This window comes from Methylobacterium sp. P1-11 (assembly GCF_008329595.1).
In the GTDB taxonomy this organism is placed as follows: domain Bacteria; phylum Pseudomonadota; class Alphaproteobacteria; order Rhizobiales; family Beijerinckiaceae; genus Methylobacterium.
Window position 1 is genome coordinate 360,161 of record NZ_NPKS01000002.1, and the last position, 19,717, is coordinate 379,877.

Annotated in this window: 21 protein-coding genes; 11 read left to right on the forward strand and 10 right to left on the reverse strand. The window is 69.4% G+C overall.

The features are described from left to right. The first annotated feature begins 144 nt into the window (after window positions 1–144). Window positions 145–1,611 carry an amidohydrolase family protein gene (locus CIW48_RS03950; RefSeq protein WP_149309241.1) on the forward strand — a complete coding sequence of 489 codons (1,467 nt, stop codon included), beginning with the start codon at window positions 145–147 and terminating at the stop codon, window positions 1,609–1,611. 19 nt (window positions 1,612–1,630) lie between these two features. Here CIW48_RS03950 and CIW48_RS03955 read toward each other — a convergent pair whose 3' ends face one another. Continuing rightward, window positions 1,631–3,223, reverse strand: a complete 1,593-nt coding sequence (locus CIW48_RS03955) for an ABC transporter substrate-binding protein (RefSeq protein WP_149309243.1) — start codon at window positions 3,221–3,223, stop codon at window positions 1,631–1,633. Window positions 3,224–3,542: 319 nt separating this feature from the next. Next, window positions 3,543–4,451, reverse strand: a complete 909-nt coding sequence (locus tag CIW48_RS03960) for a LysR family transcriptional regulator (RefSeq protein WP_149309246.1) — start codon at window positions 4,449–4,451, stop codon at window positions 3,543–3,545. A 186-nt stretch (window positions 4,452–4,637) separates the two neighbouring features. On the opposite strand from CIW48_RS03960, the gene CIW48_RS03965 reads away from it, so the two are divergent. Genes CIW48_RS03965 through CIW48_RS04010 form a run of 10 tightly spaced genes read left to right on the forward strand, consistent with a single transcriptional unit; the run spans window position 4,638 to window position 13,411 of the window. Next, window positions 4,638–5,678, forward strand: coding sequence for an ABC transporter substrate-binding protein (locus tag CIW48_RS03965; protein ID WP_149309248.1), 1,041 nt, complete (start codon window positions 4,638–4,640; stop codon window positions 5,676–5,678). Next, window positions 5,678–6,739 carry an ABC transporter ATP-binding protein gene (locus CIW48_RS03970; protein WP_149309250.1) on the forward strand — a complete coding sequence of 354 codons (1,062 nt, stop codon included), beginning with the start codon at window positions 5,678–5,680 and terminating at the stop codon, window positions 6,737–6,739. The genes CIW48_RS03965 and CIW48_RS03970 overlap by 1 nt, the downstream gene beginning before the upstream one ends. Next, window positions 6,736–7,620 carry an ABC transporter permease gene (locus CIW48_RS03975; RefSeq protein ID WP_149309252.1) on the forward strand — a complete coding sequence of 295 codons (885 nt, stop codon included), beginning with the start codon at window positions 6,736–6,738 and terminating at the stop codon, window positions 7,618–7,620. Before CIW48_RS03970 ends, CIW48_RS03975 begins: the two co-directional genes overlap by 4 nt. Continuing rightward, window positions 7,617–8,417 carry an ABC transporter permease gene (locus CIW48_RS03980; protein WP_091775634.1) on the forward strand — a complete coding sequence of 267 codons (801 nt, stop codon included), beginning with the start codon at window positions 7,617–7,619 and terminating at the stop codon, window positions 8,415–8,417. The genes CIW48_RS03975 and CIW48_RS03980 overlap by 4 nt, the downstream gene beginning before the upstream one ends. Then, entirely contained in the window at window positions 8,414–9,547 is a 1,134-nt protein-coding gene (locus tag CIW48_RS03985; protein WP_149309254.1) for an FAD-dependent oxidoreductase, read from the forward strand. Before CIW48_RS03980 ends, CIW48_RS03985 begins: the two co-directional genes overlap by 4 nt. Further along, window positions 9,528–9,860, forward strand: a complete 333-nt coding sequence (locus CIW48_RS03990) for a (2Fe-2S)-binding protein (protein WP_091775640.1) — start codon at window positions 9,528–9,530, stop codon at window positions 9,858–9,860. Before CIW48_RS03985 ends, CIW48_RS03990 begins: the two co-directional genes overlap by 20 nt. Further along, window positions 9,857–11,254, forward strand: a complete 1,398-nt coding sequence (locus tag CIW48_RS03995; protein WP_149309256.1) for an NAD(P)/FAD-dependent oxidoreductase — start codon at window positions 9,857–9,859, stop codon at window positions 11,252–11,254. The genes CIW48_RS03990 and CIW48_RS03995 overlap by 4 nt, the downstream gene beginning before the upstream one ends. After that, complete coding sequence (locus CIW48_RS33105; RefSeq protein WP_173009170.1) at window positions 11,251–11,880, forward strand: hypothetical protein; 630 nt, start codon at window positions 11,251–11,253, stop codon at window positions 11,878–11,880. The genes CIW48_RS03995 and CIW48_RS33105 overlap by 4 nt, the downstream gene beginning before the upstream one ends. After that, a complete protein-coding gene (locus CIW48_RS04005; protein ID WP_149309258.1) occupies window positions 11,877–13,037 on the forward strand; it encodes an FAD-binding oxidoreductase in 1,161 nt (386 codons plus the stop codon). The genes CIW48_RS33105 and CIW48_RS04005 overlap by 4 nt, the downstream gene beginning before the upstream one ends. 29 nt (window positions 13,038–13,066) lie before the next feature. Beyond that, window positions 13,067–13,411 (forward strand): RidA family protein, encoded by a 345-nt coding sequence (locus tag CIW48_RS04010; protein ID WP_149309260.1) that lies wholly within the window; start codon window positions 13,067–13,069, stop codon window positions 13,409–13,411. 452 nt (window positions 13,412–13,863) lie between these two features. Here CIW48_RS04010 and CIW48_RS04015 read toward each other — a convergent pair whose 3' ends face one another. From CIW48_RS04015 to CIW48_RS04050, 8 genes are all read right to left on the reverse strand, one after another. Further along, complete coding sequence (locus CIW48_RS04015; protein WP_149309263.1) at window positions 13,864–15,816, reverse strand: AI-2E family transporter; 1,953 nt, start codon at window positions 15,814–15,816, stop codon at window positions 13,864–13,866. Window positions 15,817–16,024: 208 nt separating this feature from the next. Further along, complete coding sequence (locus CIW48_RS04020; protein WP_149309265.1) at window positions 16,025–16,429, reverse strand: thioesterase family protein; 405 nt, start codon at window positions 16,427–16,429, stop codon at window positions 16,025–16,027. A gap of 339 nt (window positions 16,430–16,768) precedes the next feature. Beyond that, window positions 16,769–17,149 (reverse strand): nuclear transport factor 2 family protein, encoded by a 381-nt coding sequence (locus tag CIW48_RS04025; RefSeq protein WP_149309267.1) that lies wholly within the window; start codon window positions 17,147–17,149, stop codon window positions 16,769–16,771. A 429-nt stretch (window positions 17,150–17,578) separates the two neighbouring features. Further along, window positions 17,579–17,779: a hypothetical protein gene (locus CIW48_RS04030; RefSeq protein WP_091775660.1), complete on the reverse strand. Its 201-nt coding sequence runs from the start codon at window positions 17,777–17,779 to the stop codon at window positions 17,579–17,581. Between the two features lie 44 nt (window positions 17,780–17,823). Continuing rightward, window positions 17,824–18,192, reverse strand: a complete 369-nt coding sequence (locus CIW48_RS33800; RefSeq protein WP_149309269.1) for a DUF6481 family protein — start codon at window positions 18,190–18,192, stop codon at window positions 17,824–17,826. A gap of 99 nt (window positions 18,193–18,291) precedes the next feature. Continuing rightward, complete coding sequence (locus CIW48_RS04040) at window positions 18,292–18,501, reverse strand: cold-shock protein (RefSeq protein ID WP_091775666.1); 210 nt, start codon at window positions 18,499–18,501, stop codon at window positions 18,292–18,294. Between the two features lie 459 nt (window positions 18,502–18,960). Continuing rightward, entirely contained in the window at window positions 18,961–19,470 is a 510-nt protein-coding gene (locus CIW48_RS04045) for a MucR family transcriptional regulator (protein ID WP_149309271.1), read from the reverse strand. A 93-nt stretch (window positions 19,471–19,563) separates the two neighbouring features. Next, window positions 19,564–19,717, reverse strand: a 154-nt coding sequence (locus CIW48_RS04050; RefSeq protein ID WP_149309273.1) for a helix-turn-helix domain-containing protein, incomplete at its 5' end; no start/stop codon positions are given.

The following is a 19,717-nucleotide window of genomic DNA, read 5'->3' on the forward strand; positions in this document are numbered from 1 at the left end:
GATCCGGACCAACGCCGGAGTCGAGACGTCGACCGACTGATCGTGACCGCGGATGGGGCCAAGCGAAACCCGGGCCGCACGGCCGCCGATCCGACCGAGAGGCACCGTTCTTGCCCGCCCGCCGACGCAAGGAAGAGGTTACCGATGCACGACGAAGCTCCGGACGCCACCGCCGCCGTCACCCTGGTGAAGGGATCCCGGTGGGTCGTCGCCTGGGATCCGGACAGCGGCGGTCACGTCTACCGCACCGACGCGGACATCGCCTTCGCGGACGGCACCCTCATCCATGTCGGGCCGGGCTACACGGGTCCCGAGCCGGCGCGGACCGTCGACGCCTCGGGCTGCATGGTCATGCCCGGGCTCGTCGACATCCACACGCACCTGTTCTCTGAGCCGATGAACAAGGGCATGTGGGACGAGGTCGGCAGCCAGCGGCTCTACAACACGTCGCTGTACGAGTACCTGCCGATCCTGCGGCCCGACGCGGAGGGGACGCGGGCCGCCTACGGCGTGGCGCTTGCGGAACTCGCGCTGTCGGGCGTCACCACCGTCTGCGACCTCGCCCTGCCGAGCGACGGCTGGCTTGACCTCCTCGGCGCGTCGGGCCTGCGGGTCTGCATCGCCCCGATGTTCCGGTCGGGGCGCTGGCTCACCCGGAATGGCCACAGCGTCGAGTACGAATGGGACGCGGCGGCGGGCCAGCGCGGCCTGGAGCAGGCGCTCGCCGAGATCGAGGCGGCGCAGCGCCACCCGAGCGGCCGCCTCTCCGGCATGCTCTGCCCGGCGCAGGTGGACACCTGCACGGCGGAGCTGATGCGGGACGCCCATGCCGAGGCGGTCCGGCGCGACCTGCGGTTCCACACCCATGCGGCGCAGTCCCTGTCGGAATTCCACGAGATCACCCGGCGCACCGGGATGACGCCGATCGAGTGGCTCGACGATCTCGGCGTGCTCACCGAGCGCACGATCGTCGGCCACGGGATCTTCCTGGACGACCATCCCTGGACCCACTGGCACAGCCCGGGCTCGGACATGCGCCGCCTGGCCGAGCGCGGCGCCACGGTCGCCCACTGCCCGACGGTCTTCGCCCGCCGCGGCATCGCGCTCCACCATTTCGGGCGCTACCTCCAGGCGGGCGTCAATATGGGCGTCGGCACCGACGTCTACCCGCACAACATGCTCGACGAGATGCGCCTGGTCTCGTACCTCGCTCGGGTCGTCGCCGAAAATCCCCGCGACACGCGCGCGGCAGACGTGTTCCACGCCGCCACGGTGGGGGGCGCCAGGGCGCTCGGGCGCGGCGATATCGGCCGGCTCGCGCCGGGCTGCAAGGCCGACTTCGTTCTCGTCGACTGCGCGCATCCGGCCATGCGGCCGTGCCGCGATCCCGTGCAGTCGCTGATCTACTCGGCCGGCGACCGCGCGATCCGCCAGGTCTTCGTCGGCGGCCGCGAGATCGTGCGCGACGGTCGCGCCCTCACGGTCGACTACGCCGCCGCCGCGGCGGCCCTGGAGGAAGCGCAGGGCCGCGCGCTCGCGCAGATCCGTCAGCTCGACTGGGCCGGGCGCGGCCCCGACGCGATCGCGCCGCCGACCTTCCCGGGGCTGTGAGGCCCCGGCGCCGTGATCCTCAGGCGGGCCGGACGTTCCAGAAGGTCGGGAACCCGTCGAGGATCCCGGTGAGGCGGGAGCGGTAGGCGGTCGGCTGCAGGTACTGGCCCAGCGGGTAGTAAGGCACGTCCAGCATCGCCTGGAGCTGGATGTCCCGGCAGAGCGCGGCGCGCGCCGCCTCGTCCGGGGCGGTGAGCCAGGCGTCGCGCAGGGACTCGATCCGCGGGGTCGTGGCCCAGCCGGCGTAGCCGGTCTCGCCGGTACCGCGCAGGGCGATGTAGCCGGCGGGGTTCAGCCAATCCATGCCGGACCAATTGGTGACGAAGGCGCTCCAGCCGCCCTCGGAGACGGGCCCCTTGCGGTTGCGCCGCTGCAGCATCGCGTTGAACTCGACCGCGTAGACCTCGACCTTCATGCCGACGCGCTGCAGCAGGTCGGCCGCGACCTGGCCGAGCGCCAGCAGGGGCGCCGAGTTCGACGGCACCATCAGCAGCACGGTCTCGCCGCCGTAGCCGGCCGCCTTGAGGTCGGCGCGCAGCCGCGCCGGATCGCGCTGATCCGTGAGCGGCTGCAATCCGTCCGTCGAGGCCATCGGCGTGCCCGGGCAGAAGAAGCCGAGGGGCACGTGGAACAGCCCGGGATCCTCGGCGCCGACGACGCCCTGCATGCAGGCGGTCTGGTCGATCCCACCCCAGAGCGCCCGCCGGATCGCCGGGTTGTTGAAGGGCGGCTGCAGGTGGTTGACCCGCAGCATGGTCACGAAGCCGGTCGGGTCGAGGACGCGGGTGCTCACGCCCTTGGCGGCGTGCAGGAGCCCGAGCTGGTCGTGCGAGGCGTATTCCTGCCAGTCCGCCTCGCCGGCGATCAGCGCCGAGGTCGCCGTGGCGGTGTCGCCGATCACGCGCCACTCGACCCGGTCGAAGTGGACGACCTTCGGACCCGAGGTCCAGGTGAGCGGGCCGTCACGGCGCGGCACGTAGCCCTCGAAGCGCGTGTAGACGGTGCGGTCGCCGGGTACCCGCTCGTCCGCCTTGAAGCGGAACGGGCCCGAGCCGATGAGCTCCGGCACCTGCTGGAACGGGTCGGTGGCGGCGAGGCGCTCCGGCATCATGGCGCAGACCGGGACGGACGCCTTGCCCAGCGCGATCGGCAGGAGCGGGAACGGGTGCCTGAGGCGGAACCGGATCGTCCGGTCATCGGGCGCCGACAGTTCGTCGGTGATCTCCATGAGGGAGCCGCCGAACGGGTCGCGCTTGGCCCAGCGCCGCAGGGAGGCGACGCAGTCGCGGGCCAGCACCGGCGTCCCGTCGTGGAAGCGCAGGCCCTCGCGCAGGGTCAGGTCCCAGCGGCGCCCGTCCGCCTCGACCCGGTGGCCCTCGACCATCTGCGGCGTGGCGCGATAGGCCGCGTCCATGCCGTAGAGCGTGTCGAAGACCATGTAGCCGTGGTTGCGGGTGATGTACGCGAAGGTCGTCACCGGATCGAGCGTGACCAGATCCTGCTGCGGGATGAAGCGCAGGGTCGTGACCGCCTCCGCGCGGACAAGGGCCGGCGCGGCAACGGCGCTGGCGACGAAGGCGCCGGCTCCCTGCAACAGCGTGCGTCGCTTCATCCGAAACCTCCCGCTCAGCGCCGGTCAGGCGCGTCGCACACCGGCAGGCCGGAAACCTTCGAGACGCCCGGCATGCCGCTGCTTGCAGGAACGGGGCCGGCTCGTGCTTGAGCGCCGCTGATCAGCTTTCAACCTTCGCAATGAGACGGCCGCCCGCCGGTCCAACGTTTGCCGATAGGGATGAGACGCCACCATGGCCATCCGCTTCATCGCGAACGGCCATCACCATCAGGATCCGCATGCCTAAAGCCGCCACATCCCGGTTGATTAAGACAAGGGATGGACCGGACCGACATGAAAGACCTCAAGCCTGAACAGATCAGCGGCCGCCAAGAACAGGAGATTTATTGGCAACCTCACTGCGTACCAGCTTGAGAAAAGCCAGAGCGGCGGTGGAGAGCGGGTGTCCTGGGCTGCCCAGGACCGTGACCGAGTAGGTCACCGTCGGCCGGAGGCTGCGCGCAACGACCTGCGCACCGAGCCCCTTCACGGTCACGGCCTCCGCGACGGTGAAGCCAAGACCCGCGGCGACCATGGCGCACGCGGCGGCGGCGTTCTGGGTCTCGGCGACGAGGCGGGGCGTGACTCCGTTCACGGTGAAGAGTTCGTCGACCTGATCGCGGAGGCGATACTGTCGACCGAGTGAGATGTAGGGCTCGTCGTGGAGCTCGGTAAGCGGAACGATCTTGTTGCGCGCCAGACGATGCCGGGGCGGCAGGACCACCAATCCGGGGAGTTCGATCGGTGGTGCTGCGACGAGCGCGCTCCGACCGACCGGCAGGGCGAAACCGAGGTCGGCGTTGCCGGCCTGCACCAAGTCATGGACCTCGCGCGAGCTTGCCACAACGAGCGAGATCCGCACCGGCTGCACCTCCCGGGCGAATTTGGCCAGAAGTCGCGGGATGAGCGACAGGCCCATGAGCGGCATGGCGGCGACGCGTAATTCGCCGCTCCCGATACCGCGCATATCGTCGATGGTGCGATCCAGGCGATCGGCGGCTGCGAACAGGGTCGCAACGGCGCCCTCCAGCTTCACGGCTTCCGGCGTGGGCTGAAGGTGACGCCGGGAGCGGTCGAACAGCGGGAGGCCGGTCTCGTCCTCCAGGCCACGCAGCAGCTTCGTGACCGCCGGTTGCGAGAGATACATCCGCTGCGCCGCCCGGCTGACCGAGCCGCTCTGCATGACTGCGCGGAACGCTTCCAACTGGCGGAGCCGGCTCGGTGTCATTCCAAATCCTGCGACTCACTACCCGGAGGAATGAAACGGCAAAAATTATGAATTTGCCTCCCACGTCAAGAGACCGCACGTTGATAACAATTCAGGGTCGAAAAGTGGCTGGAATGCTCAACAGAGGAGCGTCCTGCTTACTTCATACCCACGGATAGCTTTCCGAATGCTCACGGAGGCAAAGCAATGCTGCGGGCGATACAGGGACTCTTTACCGCAACGGCCGCAGCGCTCGTCCTGGCGGCGTCCCCGGCCTCGGCCGAGCAGCGCCTGACGGTTGCCGGTTACGGCGGCAGCTACGAGCAGATCATGCGCACGAGCGTTATTCCGGCCTTCGAGCGCGAGAACAATGTTCGGATCGACTATCTGACCGGCAACTCTTCCGACAATCTCGCCCGCATGCAGGCGCAGCGCGGCAACCAAACCGTCGGCGTCGCGGTGCTCGACGACGGTCCTATGGTCCAGGCGGTGTCGCTCGGTCTGTGCCGGAAGCTCCCCGACGCGATCCGGGACGGGGTCTATTCCATCGCCGTCCTGGGCGATGACCATGCCGTAGGCACCGGCTTCGGCTTCACCGGGATCGCCTACAACACGAAGCTCTTCGGGGAGCGGGGCTTTACGGCGCCGACCTCCTGGATGGATCTGGCCCGGCCGGAATACCGGCAGCGGATCGCGATCCCCGGCATCGACAACACCTACGGCGTCCACACCCTGGCGATGATGGCGCGGATCCACGGTGGCAGCGATAGCGACATCGCCCCGGGTCTGAAGGTCATGCGCCAGCAGATCAATCCGAACGTGCTCGCCTACGAGAGCAGTCCCGGCAAGATGAGCGAGATGTTCCAGTCGGGGGAGATCTGGCTGGCCGTCTGGGGCTCGTCTCGGGTCGCGGCCATGCAGCAGGCGGGATTCCCCCTCGCCATCGCCCGGCCCAAGGAGGGCGCGGTGGTACTGATGACGGCGGGCTGTGCCATTGCCGACAGTCCCGAGCCGGCGCTCGCCGACAGGTTCCTCGCCTACCTCGTCTCGCCGAAGGTCCAGGAGATCTTCGCCACGCAGTACGGGGCAGGCCCGACCAACCGGTCGACGAAGCTGCCTCCGGACGTCGCAAGCCGCGTCATCTACGGTGAGGATCAGGTCCGCACGCTGATCGGCCTCGACTGGAACGTGGTCAACCGTAACCGCGCCGACTGGACGCGGCAATGGCAGCGGCAGGTCGAGCGCTGATGTCCGCGCCCGCCTTCCTCACGCTCGACGGCGTCGGCAAGGATTACGGCACCGTGACCGCCGTGCGCGCGGTCAGCCTCACGGTCGCGCCCGGCGAGTTCCTCGGCCTCCTCGGTCCCTCCGGCTGCGGCAAGACGACGACGCTGCAGATGATCGCCGGGTTCGAGACGCCGAGCCGCGGCCACGTCCTGATGGAGGGGCGTGATCTGGCCGGAATTCCGCCGGCCAGGCGCGGCATCGGACTCGTGTTCCAGTCCTACGCCCTGTTCCCGCATATGACCGCCGCCGAGAACGTGGCCTTCGGGCTGGAGATGCGCGGCGTACCGAAGGCGGAACGGGCCAAGCGGGTCGCCGAGGCGCTGGCCCAGGTCCGCCTCGGCCATCTCGCCGATCGCTTCCCGCGCAACATGTCGGGTGGCCAGCAGCAGCGCGTCGCCCTGGCGCGGGCGCTGGTGTTCGAGCCGCGCTTGCTGCTCCTCGACGAGCCGCTCTCGAACCTCGACGCCAAGCTGCGCGAGGAGATGCAGGTGGAATTGCGCGCGCTGCAGCGCCGCATCGGCGTCACCACGGTCCTGGTCACGCACGATCAGGCCGAGGCGATGGCGCTGTGCGACCGGGTGGCGATCATGCAGCGCGGCCGGGTCGTCCAGATCGACGCGCCTTGGCAGGCCTACGATATCCCGGCCGACGCGTTCGTCGCCGACTTTCTCGGCCGCAGCAACCGCCTGCCTGCCCGGGCCGCGTCCGGCGAGGCGGAGGCGGCGGGTCACCGCTTCTCTCTGCCGCCGGAACTCGCCGACCGGCACGGCGAGATCCTCCTGACGATCCGGCCGGAGCGCCTGCGCATCCGCTGCGAGCGCACCGCCGAGAGTGCGCCCGGGCTGGACGGACGCGTGCAGGCACGGCTCTTCCTCGGCGGGTTCTGGCTGTACACGGTAGAGACGGCGCTGGGCGCCTTCGCCGTCATGGCGCAGAACACCGGAGCGACACCCCTCGACGAGGGGGCCGCAGTGACGCTGGATTGGGACGCCCACAGCCTGCGGCGGCTGGAACCGGCATGACCCGCCTCGACCGCCTGACACCCGCGCTGCTGACAGCGCCCTCCGCCCTCGTCTATGCCGGGGCGCTGCTCGTCCCCCTCGCCGGCGTGCTGGCGTTGAGCCTGCACGGCTTCGACTTCCAGGACGGTATCCTGCCGGGCTGGAATCTCGCGAATTACCGGGACCTCCTGACCGATCCGCTCTTCGGCGAGGCGCTCGCCCGGACCTTCCGCATCGCCGCGCTGACCACCCTGATCTGCCTCCTCATCGGGGTGCCCGAAGCCTGGATCATCCACCGCATGGATCCGCGCTGGCGTGGACCGATGCTCCTCATCGTCGTCGGCCCGCTGTTGGTCTCGGTCGTGGTGCGCAACTTCGGCTGGATGGTCCTGCTCGGCACGAACGGGCTCGTGAATCAGGCTATGACCGCCCTCCACATGCCCGGCGCCCCCTTCCGGCTGATGTTCACGGAACTCGCCGTGGTGATCGGCCTCGTCCACGTGATGGTCCCGCTCGTGGTCCTGTCCGTCTGGGCGAGCCTCGGCCGGCTGGATCCGGTGCTGGAGCGGGCGGCCATCAGCCTCGGCGCCGGACGCTTCACGATCTTCACCCGGATCGTGCTGCCCAACGTCATGCCTGGCATCCTGGCCGGGGCGCTGATGGTGTTCTGCCTCTCGGCCTCCGCCTTCGCGACCCCCGCCATGCTCGGAGGCAAGCGGCTGAAGGTCGTGTCCAGCATGACCTACAACGAGTTCCTCAACACCCTGAACTGGCCGTTGGGCGCCGCGCTGGCGACCGTGCTCATGGCGGCGATCCTGCTCGCCACGCTCCTCTGGACACGGCTCGTCGAGAAGCGGGCGCTGCGCCGCCTGGGCGAGGTCGCGCGGGGAGGCCCGGCATGAGCCGCAACGGTCCCCTGGCGCTCGCTTTCCACGCCTTGTTCCTCGCCTTCATCCTCGCGCCGCTTCTCGTGGTGATCGCCGTTTCCTTCACCGGTCAGGGCTATCTCGCCCTGCCGTTCGAAGGCCTCTCCCTGCGCTGGTGGCGGGCGATCGGCGAGAACCCGCGCTTCCTGGAGAGCTTCTGGTACAGCGTCCGCCTCGGAGTGACGGCCGCGACCCTCTCGGCGCTGATCGCCGTCCCGGCCGCCCTGGCGATCGCGCGCTGGCGCTTTCCCGGCCGCGGCACGCTGGTGGCGATCCTCGCCTCGCCGCTGATGATCCCGCACGTCGTGCTCGGCGTGGCGCTGCTGCGCTTCTTCTCGGGATTCGGCCTCTCGGGCAGCTTCGCGGGCCTTGTGGCGGCCCATATCATCGTGATCACGCCCTACATGCTGCGCCTCGTCGGCGCTGGCCTGTCGGGCCTCGATCCGCGCATCGAGCGTGCGGCGGAGAGCCTCGGCGCCGACCGGTTCACGGTGTTCCGGCGTGTGACGCTGCCGCTGATCGCGCCGGGCCTGGCGGGCGGCTGGATCCTGGCCTTCGTCACCAGCTTCGACGAATTGACGGTGAGCCTGTTCCTCGCCTCGCCGGCGGCCAACCCGCTGCCGGTGCAGCTGTTCAACTACATCGACCAGATGACCGACCCGCTGGTCGCCTCGGTCTCGGCGGCACTGATCCTCGTCACCGCCCTGGTCCTCTTGGTGCTCGATCGCTTCTACCCGATCGACCGCCTGCTGACAGGGGAACGCCGCGCATGAACGCGACCAGACACGCGACGCGGGACGCCATCGTGATCGGCGGCGGGCTGGTGGGGGCGGCCATCGCCTACGGGCTGCAACGGCAAGGCCTGTCGACCGTGATGCTCGACGAGGGCGACGTCGCCCACCGGGCGAGCCGCGGCAATTTCGGTCTGGTCTGGGTCCAGTCGAAGGGCCTCGGCGCGCCGCATTACCAGCACTGGACCCACGCCTCGGCCCGGGCGTGGCCAGAGCTGGCCGCCGATCTCCTCGAGGCAACGGGCATCGGCGTCGGGCTGCACCAGCCGGGCGGCCTGCATTTCTGCTTCTCCGACGAGGAGATGGCCCAGCGCGACGCACTGATGGGCCAGTTGCGCCGGGAGGCCGGCAACGCCGGCTACGAATACCGCATGATCACGGCCGCCGAGCTGCACGACATGGTGCCGGGGCTCGGACCGCAGGTGGTGGGCGCGTCCTGGACGCCCTACGATGGCCACGTGAGCCCGCTGCACCTCCTGCGCGCGCTCCACGCAGCGTTCCAGGGGGCGGGCGGCCTCTACCGGCCGAACGCCCTCGTCACGGCCATCAAGGCGTTGCCGGGCGATTTCGCCGTCGATCTCGGGGCCGACACGGTCCGGGCGCCGCGGCTCGTCCTCGCCTCCGGCCTCGGCAACGCCGATCTTGCGCCCCTCGTCGGCCTGTCCGCCCCCCTGCGGCCCGAACGCGGGCAGATTCTGGTCACGGAGCGCGCGCGGCAGGTGCTCGCCTTGCCGACCCACGTCGTCCGCCAGACCGAGGAGGGCTCGCTGCTCCTCGGCGACAGCAAGGAGGATCTGGGCTTCGACACGCTGACCCAGACGCCGGCGATCATGCGCGCCATCGCGCGGCGGGCGGTTCAGACCTTCCCGTGGATCGCCGCGCTGAACATCGTCCGGGCCTGGGCGGCGCTGCGCGTCATGTCGCCCGATGGCAAGCCCATCTACGACGCGTCCGAGCGCTTCCCCGGCGCCTACATCGCCAATTGCCATTCGGGCGTCACGCTGGCGGGCGCGCATGCGAGCCTGCTCGCCCCGATGATCGCCGCTGGTGCCCTGGCGCCGGATCTGTCCCCCTTCAGCGCGAGACGCTTCCATGTTCAGAAGACGGCCTGAGGCCCGTCCGGCCACCCAGGACCGGCTGGTGGAGGTCTTCGTCGCGGGCCGGCCACTCCGCGTTCCCGAGGGCGCCTCGGCGGCAGCGGCCGTCCTGCTCTCCGGAGCGCCGGCGATCCGCACGACGCCGGTCGGCGGGGCTCCGCGCCTGCCCTATTGCATGATCGGAATCTGCTTCGACTGCCTCGCCGAGATCGACGGCGTCGCCAACCGCCAGTCCTGCCTCGTGCCGGTCGCTCCGGGCATGCGGATCGAGCCGCAGATCGGTGCGCGGGTGGCTCGGGCCGATGACACGGCGCCGGAGGCGGCATGATCTACGATCTCGCCATCGTAGGCGCCGGCCCGGCCGGCATGGCCGCCGGCATCGAGGCCGCCGCCCTCGGACTCTCGGTCACCGTGCTGGACGAGCAGCCCGCTCCGGGCGGCCAGGTGTTCCGCGCAGTGGAGGCAGCCTCGGGAGACGCGGCGCTCGCCGGCGAGTTCCGCGATGCCGGCGGTGCCCTGGCGGCCGCCTTCCGCGCGGTCCGGGGCATCGCCTATCGTCCGCAGACGACGCTCTGGCACCTCGATCCCGAGGCCGGCCTGCTCTCCGTGGTTTCGGGCGGTGCCACCGCGGAGATCCAGGCCCGGCGCATCCTGCTCGCCACCGGCGCCCAGGAGCGGCCGGTGCCGATCGCCGGCTGGACGCTCCCCGGCGTCATGAGCGCGGGCGCCGCCCAGATCCTGCTCAAGACAGCCGGCGCCGTGCCGGACGGATCCGTGGTGATCGCCGGACAGGGTCCGCTCTGCTGGCTGCTCGCCGTGCAATTGCTGCGCGCCGGCGTCGAGCGGCTGACGCTCCTCGAGACCGGCTCCGGCGGCGCGTTCCGGGACGCGCTGCGGGCCGGCGGCCTCTGGACCGGCCGCAAGCTCCTGGCGAAGGGCGTGGCCCTGATGCGCGAGACGCGGGCGCGCGGCCTGCGCGTGGTGCGCAATGTCCGCGACCTGCGGGCAGAGGGCGACGGCCGGATCCGGACCGTGCGCTGGCGCCAGGGGAGCCGCGACCACGCGCTCGCCTGCGACACGCTCCTCCTGCACGAGGGGGTGATCCCCTCCACGCACATCACCCGGGCACTGGGGCTCGATCATGATTGGGACGCGCGGCAGCTCTGCTGGCGGCCGCGTCTCGACTGGTGGGGCGCCACGAGCCATGCGAATGTCGCCGTCGCCGGCGATGGCGGCGGCATCGGCGGCTGGGAGGCCGCGGCCGCGGGCGGTCGCCTGGCCGCGATCGACGCGGCTCACCGCCTCGGCCGGTTCGATGCCGCCGTCCGCGAGGCCCGCGCCGCGGATGCGTCGATGGCCCGACAGGCAGCCCTGGCGCTGCGGCCCTTCCTCGATCGCCTCTACCGCCCGGGCCCGGGCGTGCTCGCCCCCGCCGACGACACGATCGTGTGCCGCTGCGAGGAGATCACGGCCGGGCAGGTCCGCGACGCCGCCCGCCTCGGCGCCGCCGGGCCGAACCAGGTCAAGGCGTATCTGCGGGCCGGCATGGGGCCCTGCCAGGGCCGCATGTGCGGAACCGTCGTCGCAGGACTGATCGCCGAGACCCGTGGCACCTCCATGGAGTCGGTCGGCGCCCTGCGGCCGCGCGCCCCCTTCAAACCGATGACGGTGGGCGAGTTGGCCAACCAGCGGCCCGATGCGATCCCGGAGCTGACCGCGTGACCACCGCCGAGACATGCCGCGCAGTGATCGTCGGCGGTGGCCCGGCCGGACGCGCCGCCTTGGCCGAGCTTCCGGGGGCCGTCCTGATCGCCCGGCCCCAAGCCACGGCCTGGCATGCGGAGCCCGGCCATGTCTGGGTCGAGGGCGGTGGGCGAGTCTGGGCGGAGCCGTTCGACATCCTGCTCGTCTGCGCCGATGAGCCGTTGCTGCTCGCGGCGCTCGGCTGCGCCGTCTCGGACGGACGGGTGCTGACCGATGCCGAGGGGCGGACGAGCGTGCCCGGCGTCGCGCTGGCCGGGCGCGGCGCTGGCGCGGCCACCCCGCAAGAAGCGGAGCGGCAGGCCGTCGCCGCGGCGCGCGCCCTGCGCGCAGATCCGCGGGTCCTGCAACTGGGAGAGGCGCCCTCGGCCTTGGATCCCGCCGCGACCCGGCTCGACCCGGTTGCCCTCGCGTCCCTCTTGGAACAGCCCGGGGGGCCCGATCGGAACGGGACCGCGCTCGCGCAGCGCGCGATCCTGGGCGCGGTGGTTCCGGCCCGGCCGGTGAGTCTCGCGGCCCTGGCCGGCCTCGTCGCGGCGATGCCGGAGCCGATCCCGCCGCAGAGGGACGAGGGCGCACTCGCATGACGGATCCCGACATCCTCGTCGTCGGCGGCGGTCTGCACGGCCTGTCCGCCGCCCTGCACCTGGCCCGGACCGGTCGACGGGTGCGCGTGCTGGAGGCCCGACAGGTCGCGGCCCAGGCCTCGGGTTATTCGGCGGGCGGCGTGCGCACGCTGGGCCGACACATCGCCGAAGTGCCGCTCGCCCTGGAGGCCATCGCGCGCTGGCACCGGATCGCGGACCTCGTCGGCGATGGCTGCGGCTTCCACGCCGCCGGGCAGGTCAGGGTGGCCGAGACCCAGGCGGAACTCGCACGCCTGTCTGAACGGGTCGCGCGCCTGCGCGTCGAGGGCTGGGCGCACGAGGAGCTGGCCGATGCCGCGACGGTGCGCCGACTGCTCCCCGCGGTCGCGCCCCATGTCGTGGGCGGCATCGTCACGCGCCGCGACGGCTTCGCGGCGCCCCTGCGCACCACGCTGGCCTTTGCCCGGGCGGCGCGGGCCGCAGGCGCCGAGATTGCCGAGGACGCGCGCGTCACGACGGTGGAACGCCGCGCCGGGCTCTGGCAGCTGCGGACCCGCGAGGGGGAATTGCACGCCGCTCCGCTCCTGCTGAACGCCGCAGGCGCCTGGGGCGGGCGCATCGCCCGCGCGGCCGGCGAGCCGATTCCGCTCGGCTTCAACGCCTTCCAGATGCTGCTCACGGACGCTCTGCCGCCATTCCTGGCACCGGTCGTCGGGGCGGCCGGCCGGCCACTGTCGTTCAAGCAATCCGAGACCGGGCACGTGATGATCGGCGGCGGCCACAAAGGGCACGCGGATCTCGACACGGGAGACGTCCGGCTCGATGTCCCGCGCCTCGCCTACTCGGCGCGCACGGCCCTCGACCTCTTCCCGATCCTGCGCGACGCGCGGATCGTGCATGCCTGGGCCGGGATCGAGGGTGTCACGCCCGACGAGTTGCCGGTCATCGGCCGGTCCGCCGTGGCGGACGGGCTGGTTCACGCCTTCGGATTCTCCGGCCACGGCTTCGCCCTAGCGCCGCTCGTCGGCGAGATCGCCGCCGACCTGCTGCTCGATGGCGTGTCGCGCCACCCCATCGCGGCGTTCGGCCCGGCCCGCTTCGGGCAGCCAGGCGCCGTCTCCGAGACCCGGTCGGCCCTGCTGCAGCCCGCCGGTTAGCATCCTCAGGAACCGAAGGACACGTTTCGATGATCCAACGTCATATCCGTACGCCCATCATGCACCGCGTGGTCGAGCATGGCGGCGTTCTCTACTTCGGCGGCATCGTGGCCGAAGATCGATCCGCATCGATGCGGGGGCAGACGGAGCAGATCCTTGCGCGGATCGACGCGCTGCTCGCCGAGACGGGCAGCGACAAGACCAAGATCCTCACGGCCACGCTCTACATCACCGACATGGCGCTCAAGGACGAGATGAACGCCGCCTGGACCGCGTGGTTTGCCCCCGAAATCTTGCCGAGCCGGTCCACCATCGGCGTCGCCGAGCTCGGTCCCCAGATCCTGATTGAGGCGGTGATCACCGCGGCGCGATGAGCATCGCCAGAGGCAAGGGGATCGCGGCCGTCGCGCTCGGCAGGTGCGGGATCGGGACCCGCGCCTTCGGTGCGATGGCCGACGGCTATCGGCGGTACCCTGCTCCGAAACCTGCTCGCCCAGGAAGGCCGCTATTCGGCTTCTCTGACGCGTGACAGCCGGTCATCGAGACCAGCACAACCCTCGTGACCTTCCTGATGGCGTTCCCGATCCAGAGCACCCCGGAACCGAGACGGGGCGGCCATCCAGGCCGAGCGCGACCGGAAGGGTCCTGACCTTCATTGGCTCACGCCCGGTACCCGACGTCCGGATGGTGTACGCGGGTTGAGCCAGGAAGCCTGGGGCGCCGATCCGGGTGCCGACGACCGTGCCATCGGCGACCGCCATCCCGCCTCCGGCGATCGACCGCCTTGGGATGGGTTGCGATCGCGCGACGCGGAGATGCCACGCCCTCAGGCGGCCCTGGCCTCGTCCGCGCGTTCGGCGGCCGTCCCTAGGCACGCATCGACGGCATCGCGCAGCGAGGAAACATAGACGTCCGCCCCGACCTCGCGACCGAGCACGGCATCGGTGAGCACCTTCTCGCCCACTGGCCAGAGACCCACCAGCACCGGAACGCCCGGAGCGCGGCGCTTGAGGCGCTCCAGAAGGTAGCGCAGGTGCGCCGGGTTGCCGGTGATGTCGAGATAGGAAATGCAGATCATCGCCACGCCGGTCAGGTCGAGGTCGCGAATGCGCTCGCGCGAGACCGCTTGGTAGGGGGTGACCCGCGCGCCGAGCCCATGTTTGCGCAGCAACTGGGCCAGCATCGCCGAAGAGGCCTCGTCGAGGGGCCCCCGCCCCGCCACACACAGCACCGGCGCTTCGCCCCGCCATGTCTCCGGAAGGGCCTCCCGCGGCGGGGCTTGGCCCGGCACAGCCTCGGTCTTGGTATGGGTCCGCTCGGCCAGGGTCGGCGTCTCGCTCGGGTTGACCGCCTTGTCGTCGCGCGCCGGCTCGGCGTCGGGGTGGTCCTCGAAATCCTCCACGAGCGAGCGGGCCGAGGCGCGGATGTTCTCCAGCTGCGCCGGCGTGACCACGCCGCGCGCGAAGTCGTTGGCGGCGAGCTGGAGACCCTTGAGCGCCACCTCGTCGTAATACGAGGAGAGCGAGCGCTCCTTCAGCATCGCCTCCGCGACGTCACGCACCTCGTCCGGGTCGCCGGCGAGCATACGCTGGTAGAAGTTCTCGACCGGCGTCAGCGGCGGCCGATCGCCCAGCAGGACGTCGAAGAACTCCAGGCTGTCCACGTGCCGCCCCAGCACCACGAGGCAGACGGTGAACGGGGTGGCCAGGATCAGGCCGATGGGCCCCCACAGGAAGCCCCAGAACAGCGTCGAGACGATCACCGCGAAGGGCGAGAGGCCCGTGGAGTGGCCGTAGAGCAGCGGCTCGATCACCTGCCCGAACACCGGCTCGGCGATCAGGAAGAGCGCCGCGGTCTCGATCACCATCGTCCAGCCCGGATCGACGGCGGCGGCCAGGGCGACCGGAAGGATGCCCGACGCGATGGCACCGATATACGGGACGAAGCGCATGATGGCCGAGAACACGCCCCACAGGAGCGGATTGGGCACGCCGATGAACCACAGACCGGCGCCGACGATGACGCCGAAGGTGGCGTTCATGCCGAGCTGGGCGAGGAAGTAGGTGCCGAGCCGACCCGCCGCGTCGTCCATGGCCACCGTCGTGCGGTGCAGGTCGCTCGATCCGAACAGGCGGATCATGCGGTTGCGCAGATCCTCGCGCTGCATCAGCAGGAACACGACCACCACCAGGACGATGCCGACATCGGTCAGCGGTGAAACAATCGGCCCGAGTACCTTCTCCGCCAGCGCCAGGGGGGAGAGCTCGGGCTCCTGCACGCGCACGAGCTGCGCCTTGGGCGTGTCCCCGGCCGGTGCGGTTTCAGCGGTCGTGCCGGCGGCTTCGGCCTTCTGGCCGACGTCGTGGACCTGGTGATTGAACTTTTGGAGGACGCGGTTGGCCTCGCCGAGCCAGCCCTGCTGCAGGCCCGCGACCTTTCTCTGCACGGTCGCCTGGTACTGTGGCAGGTTGCCGGCGAGTCCCGCGACCTGCGTGCCGATGACTGCCCCGATGCCGCCGATGACGCCGAGCGCGAGCAGGACGGCGGCAATGACGGACGGCACGCGTCCGAGGCGTAATCGGCGCAGCAGATTGACGACGGGGCCCAGGACAAAGCTGAGCAGGACGGCCAGCACGAGCGGGATGAACACTTCGCGCCCGAAATACAGGGCCGCGACGAGCACGACGCCGACAGCGAGGGTCAGGAGCCCGCGCAGGCCTGGCACGAGCGGCGGCGGAACCTGAGCCGGCTGACGCGGGGCGGCTTCGTCGACAGGCATGCGGCGTATACTCCTCGTCGCTGCGCCGACACTGCGCGGCACACAGTCGGGGTAACGCTGTCGCGAGTGTTTTAGCCTCAGGCTCTCGACCTGTTGGATGGGGCGCTCATGCGCCCCTGTGCTCGAAGCGGCCGCCGGAACCTGGCCGAAAGGGGCACATCCGATTCGGAGTCGATCCGTCTCAGAAGCGGACAGACGCCCGCGCGCTTCACGATGAGGAGGGCCGCTTGTCGATGAGACGTTTTTCGAGCCGCTCCAAGTTGATCACCATCCGCTCGTGCGTCCCGGCGCCGATCTGCTCTGCCTCATCCCAGGCCGCAACTCGGAATTGGATCTGACGTCCCGTCACACCCACTACCTCCGCCTCCGCTCTCACCCGGTGACCGACTGGGGTCGCCGCCATATGGCTCACGTCGACCTTCGTTCCGACGGCGCTCTCGCCGGGGTCAAGGAACTGGCGGATGGCGTTGAGGGCTGCGTTCTCCATGATCAGGATCATCATCGGTGTGGCAAAGACGGGCGGCAGGGTGGTGTCCTTGAACTGGTTCGCCAAATGCGGGGGACGGACCAGCATGGCGAAGCTGCCCTTTGCGCCCAATGGGATGTCTTGCATCTGCTCTCTCCAGATCCGGACCACTCTACCGGTTTGAACCGCCAAGCGCGTCGGGGCAGCGCGGAGCTGTCGCCGCTGCCGTCCTGACAGGCCGTCGAGCGCGTGCCTGACCTGATCAAGCAAGAAGTCCGGCCGTGGAGGTGCTGCGGCAAGGACGTGTTCGCCCAAATCTCTGCGGTTGAGCGTGCGCGAATGTGCGCCCTCGGCGAGGGATAGAAGACCTCTTCCGACGCAGGGACCAGTCGACGCACCGGCGACGAGATCGCCACTGACCCTGGGGCAACCCAAACTTCAGGCCCCCTACCTTGCTCGGTGCCCCTTTTCCACAACGCCCCGGCTTCACGCCATCCGCTCGGCCCATTGCGCTCGGGACGCCCCCGGCTCGAACGCATCGCCAAAATACTGGGTTTCCCGGATCACCTTCCCCTCTAGAAACTCCATGATGCTCACGGTGTAAGACGGCTGCCCGTCATACGTCAGAACATATTCGGTAACCCAGAGGCATCCTGAACCGATGATCCGTCGCACTGCAAAGCGCTTCCGGTTCGGTTGTGCAACGCGGGACGACTGGATGTTTCGCCGCCCGCGGATGCGCTCGCCTGATTGCGGATACTCAAGGACCGCCTCGTCCCGATAGATCTCATGTTCCTGATCGAAGTCGCCCGCGTCGGATGAAGCCCAGTGACGATCCAGAGCCTCTCGAACCTCTTGATCGTTCATAGCGAGCCTCCCTGAACAGGACCGGCGACCTTGGGCCACCATACCACGCGCTTGCCTCGTAACAGGCTACCGCGAGCAAGCCGCCAGGGCGATCGAAGCGGGCCTCCCGCTGATCGCGAAGCCCTACCAACCTGCCGCGCTTCTGCTTGCCGTTGAGGGGACTGGTTCGGCAGTCGCCGCTCCTGCGCTGACCGCCGACGTTGTCCGACCGCTGCGCGTAGCGAAGCGATCACAGACGGAACGTAAGGCACCGCTTCATCTTCGATCGGCCCACCTTGAAAGCCTCGACCTAGTTCAAACGATCACATGATCCATCAAGGCCATCCTGATCACCGCGGTCGACCCCGACGAACCTGGTCCCCTCGTCAAGTATGCCAACCCCGCCTTCACCCGCATGAACTCTACAGGATCTCGTTCGGCGCCGATGGTTCAGGAGGCGAGAGTGAGTTCGCCTTCCCGAGCAGCGCGCTCGCCCGCCGCCGACTTGATCCGGTAGCAAGGCTCACCGGATCGGTCGTCAGGCATGAGCCGCACCACCTCAAAGAGGCCGTCGACGACGGTGCTCTTATTACCGGCATAGCTGATACCCAGCTGCCGAACGTTCTGACCGACCTTGAACTTATGAGACATCTCTCGTCCTCTGGGTTGTTGCCGCTTTGCGATCCTGGGCCCGCCTACCGGCGAGCCTTGGCCTTGCGGGCAGCAAAGCGTGCGTCGCGCGCAGCCTTCTGCTCGGCAGCGAGGGCAGCCTGCCGTTCCGCTCTCTCGGCAGCTTGGCGGACGAGTTCCGCCGCGGCACGCTCTCTTGCAGCCAGGGCTTCAGCTTCGCGCTCAGCCTCAGCCGCCAAACGGGCTATTTCCCGCTCGCTGATCCGCACCTCTCGCGCCTGTACGACGGCTTGTCGGGCCCCCTGCCGCGCAAGGACGGCCGGATCGTCGGCCGCGGGGCGTGCCCGGAACCGGGCAAGTGTGGCCTGCCGCGCTTTGGCGGTCGCCTCAAGACGATCAACGAGCTGGTTAGTTTTGAATTGACCCACGTACATTCCTTATGCGCACCGCGGCTTAGTCGGGGTGGCGAGAAACAGATGAAGCCGCTCCCGGGGGAACGGCTCCGAAACTCGTCAGAGGCAGATGAGCGAGGCTCAAGCGGCCTGAAGGTTGCCCGCGGACTGCTTACCGCTGCGACGGTCGGTCTCCATCTCGTAGGAGACCTTCTGCCCTTCGACCAGGTTTCGCATTCCGGCGCGCTCGACGGCCGAGATGTGGACGAACACGTCCTTGCCGCCGTCATCCGGCTGGATGAAGCCGAAACCCTTGGTGTCGTTGAACCACTTAACGGTGCCGATGCTCATAGGTATTCCGTATCCATATAGGCAAGCGAATAAGCTGAGCGCATGCACCGCACGCGCTCGGTCGATGGTCGTCGAAAATGGGAGAGATGCAGAACGCGCGCCCTGGTAAGGCGGTGCGGCCGAATATCTGGCCAAAAGTCGATTTAATACGTGTACGCCATTCGTCAGATAATCACAACCGCACATCCGACTGAGGCAGATATGCTTGGAGAACCGACAGTCTCGGCGCTCGCGCCGTGAGGTGCCTGCGCAGGATCGCTGGCCCTGGCGCACATCACATCCCGCAGGAAGGCGCCGGGCGTGCTTGGTGACTCTCGGCTTGATGGAACGCGCCGACCGCACGCGAACGGTGACGACAGCGTAGCCGGCACGCTCGCGGGCGGGAATGTGAGCGCGCTTAACCTCCGCGATCGGAAAAGAAAGGAGCTCCCGCCGTTGAGGACAGGATCCTGTGCGCGATTATGCCCCGGGCCGCTCCTTCGACCGGCGACCCCGTTTTGGCTTCTCCGTAACGGTCTCCGAAGCCGCGGCAGCCTCCGGCGCCACCTTCTTACGCTGCTGCCCAAGTCCAAAGGACAGGGCTAGCCTGGAGCGCTGCTCGGAGTAGCTGGCAGCCGTGGTCGGATAGTCTCGCGGCAGACCGTAACGTTCCCGGTACTCCTCGAACGTCAGGCCGTTTCCGGTGAGATGCCGCTTCAGCGTCTTGTACGGCCTGCCGTCGATGAAGCTGATCAGCGCGTCCGGCGTGATCGACTTCCGAATCTGGGCGGGGCTGGGCTTCTCGACGGCCGGAGCGGCGGCTGCGCCCGCCCGGCCTAGGCCAGCGAGCACAGCGTGAACGCTGGTGAGTAGGTCCGGCAGATCGGAAGGCCGAACAGGATTGTTCGACACGTAGGCTGAGACAAGGTCCGCCGTCAGCTCGGAGTAGTTGGCTGCCCCACGCTCGTTCGGTTCTAAATCTTTGTCCACGGTGCACCTGCTCGAGTGAAGCAGGGCATCTGCGTCGACGCGCCGTGGAAATCAATACGGCGAGAGCGATTAATTACCTCAATCGCAGGTTCTTCAACTTGCCATCGCCCGCATTTCAGGAGCACCCTCCCGCAGCACGTAGCCGCGCCCCCAGACGGTCTCGATGTAGTTCTTGCCCTGGCTGGCGTTGGCGAGCTTCTTGCGCAGCTTGCAGATGAACACGTCGATGATCTTCAGCTCCGGCTCG

Excerpts from the sequence above, each read along its gene's own strand:
- CIW48_RS03950 (WP_149309241.1), top strand. The coding sequence starts at position 145 with ATGCACGACGAAGCTCCGGACGCCACCGCCGCCGTCACCCTGGTGAAG.
- CIW48_RS03955 (WP_149309243.1), bottom strand. The coding sequence starts at position 3,223 with ATGAAGCGACGCACGCTGTTGCAGGGAGCCGGCGCCTTCGTCGCCAGC.
- CIW48_RS03960 (WP_149309246.1), bottom strand. The coding sequence starts at position 4,451 with ATGACACCGAGCCGGCTCCGCCAGTTGGAAGCGTTCCGCGCAGTCATG.
- CIW48_RS03965 (WP_149309248.1), top strand. The coding sequence starts at position 4,638 with ATGCTGCGGGCGATACAGGGACTCTTTACCGCAACGGCCGCAGCGCTC.
- CIW48_RS03970 (WP_149309250.1), top strand. The coding sequence starts at position 5,678 with ATGTCCGCGCCCGCCTTCCTCACGCTCGACGGCGTCGGCAAGGATTAC.
- CIW48_RS03975 (WP_149309252.1), top strand. The coding sequence starts at position 6,736 with ATGACCCGCCTCGACCGCCTGACACCCGCGCTGCTGACAGCGCCCTCC.
- CIW48_RS03980 (WP_091775634.1), top strand. The coding sequence starts at position 7,617 with ATGAGCCGCAACGGTCCCCTGGCGCTCGCTTTCCACGCCTTGTTCCTC.
- CIW48_RS03985 (WP_149309254.1), top strand. The coding sequence starts at position 8,414 with ATGAACGCGACCAGACACGCGACGCGGGACGCCATCGTGATCGGCGGC.
- CIW48_RS03990 (WP_091775640.1), top strand. The coding sequence starts at position 9,528 with ATGTTCAGAAGACGGCCTGAGGCCCGTCCGGCCACCCAGGACCGGCTG.
- CIW48_RS03995 (WP_149309256.1), top strand. The coding sequence starts at position 9,857 with ATGATCTACGATCTCGCCATCGTAGGCGCCGGCCCGGCCGGCATGGCC.
- CIW48_RS04005 (WP_149309258.1), top strand. The coding sequence starts at position 11,877 with ATGACGGATCCCGACATCCTCGTCGTCGGCGGCGGTCTGCACGGCCTG.
- CIW48_RS04010 (WP_149309260.1), top strand. The coding sequence starts at position 13,067 with ATGATCCAACGTCATATCCGTACGCCCATCATGCACCGCGTGGTCGAG.
- CIW48_RS04015 (WP_149309263.1), bottom strand. The coding sequence starts at position 15,816 with ATGCCTGTCGACGAAGCCGCCCCGCGTCAGCCGGCTCAGGTTCCGCCG.
- CIW48_RS04020 (WP_149309265.1), bottom strand. The coding sequence starts at position 16,429 with ATGCAAGACATCCCATTGGGCGCAAAGGGCAGCTTCGCCATGCTGGTC.
- CIW48_RS04025 (WP_149309267.1), bottom strand. The coding sequence starts at position 17,149 with ATGAACGATCAAGAGGTTCGAGAGGCTCTGGATCGTCACTGGGCTTCA.
- CIW48_RS04030 (WP_091775660.1), bottom strand. The coding sequence starts at position 17,779 with ATGTCTCATAAGTTCAAGGTCGGTCAGAACGTTCGGCAGCTGGGTATC.
- CIW48_RS33800 (WP_149309269.1), bottom strand. The coding sequence starts at position 18,192 with ATGTACGTGGGTCAATTCAAAACTAACCAGCTCGTTGATCGTCTTGAG.
- CIW48_RS04040 (WP_091775666.1), bottom strand. The coding sequence starts at position 18,501 with ATGAGCATCGGCACCGTTAAGTGGTTCAACGACACCAAGGGTTTCGGC.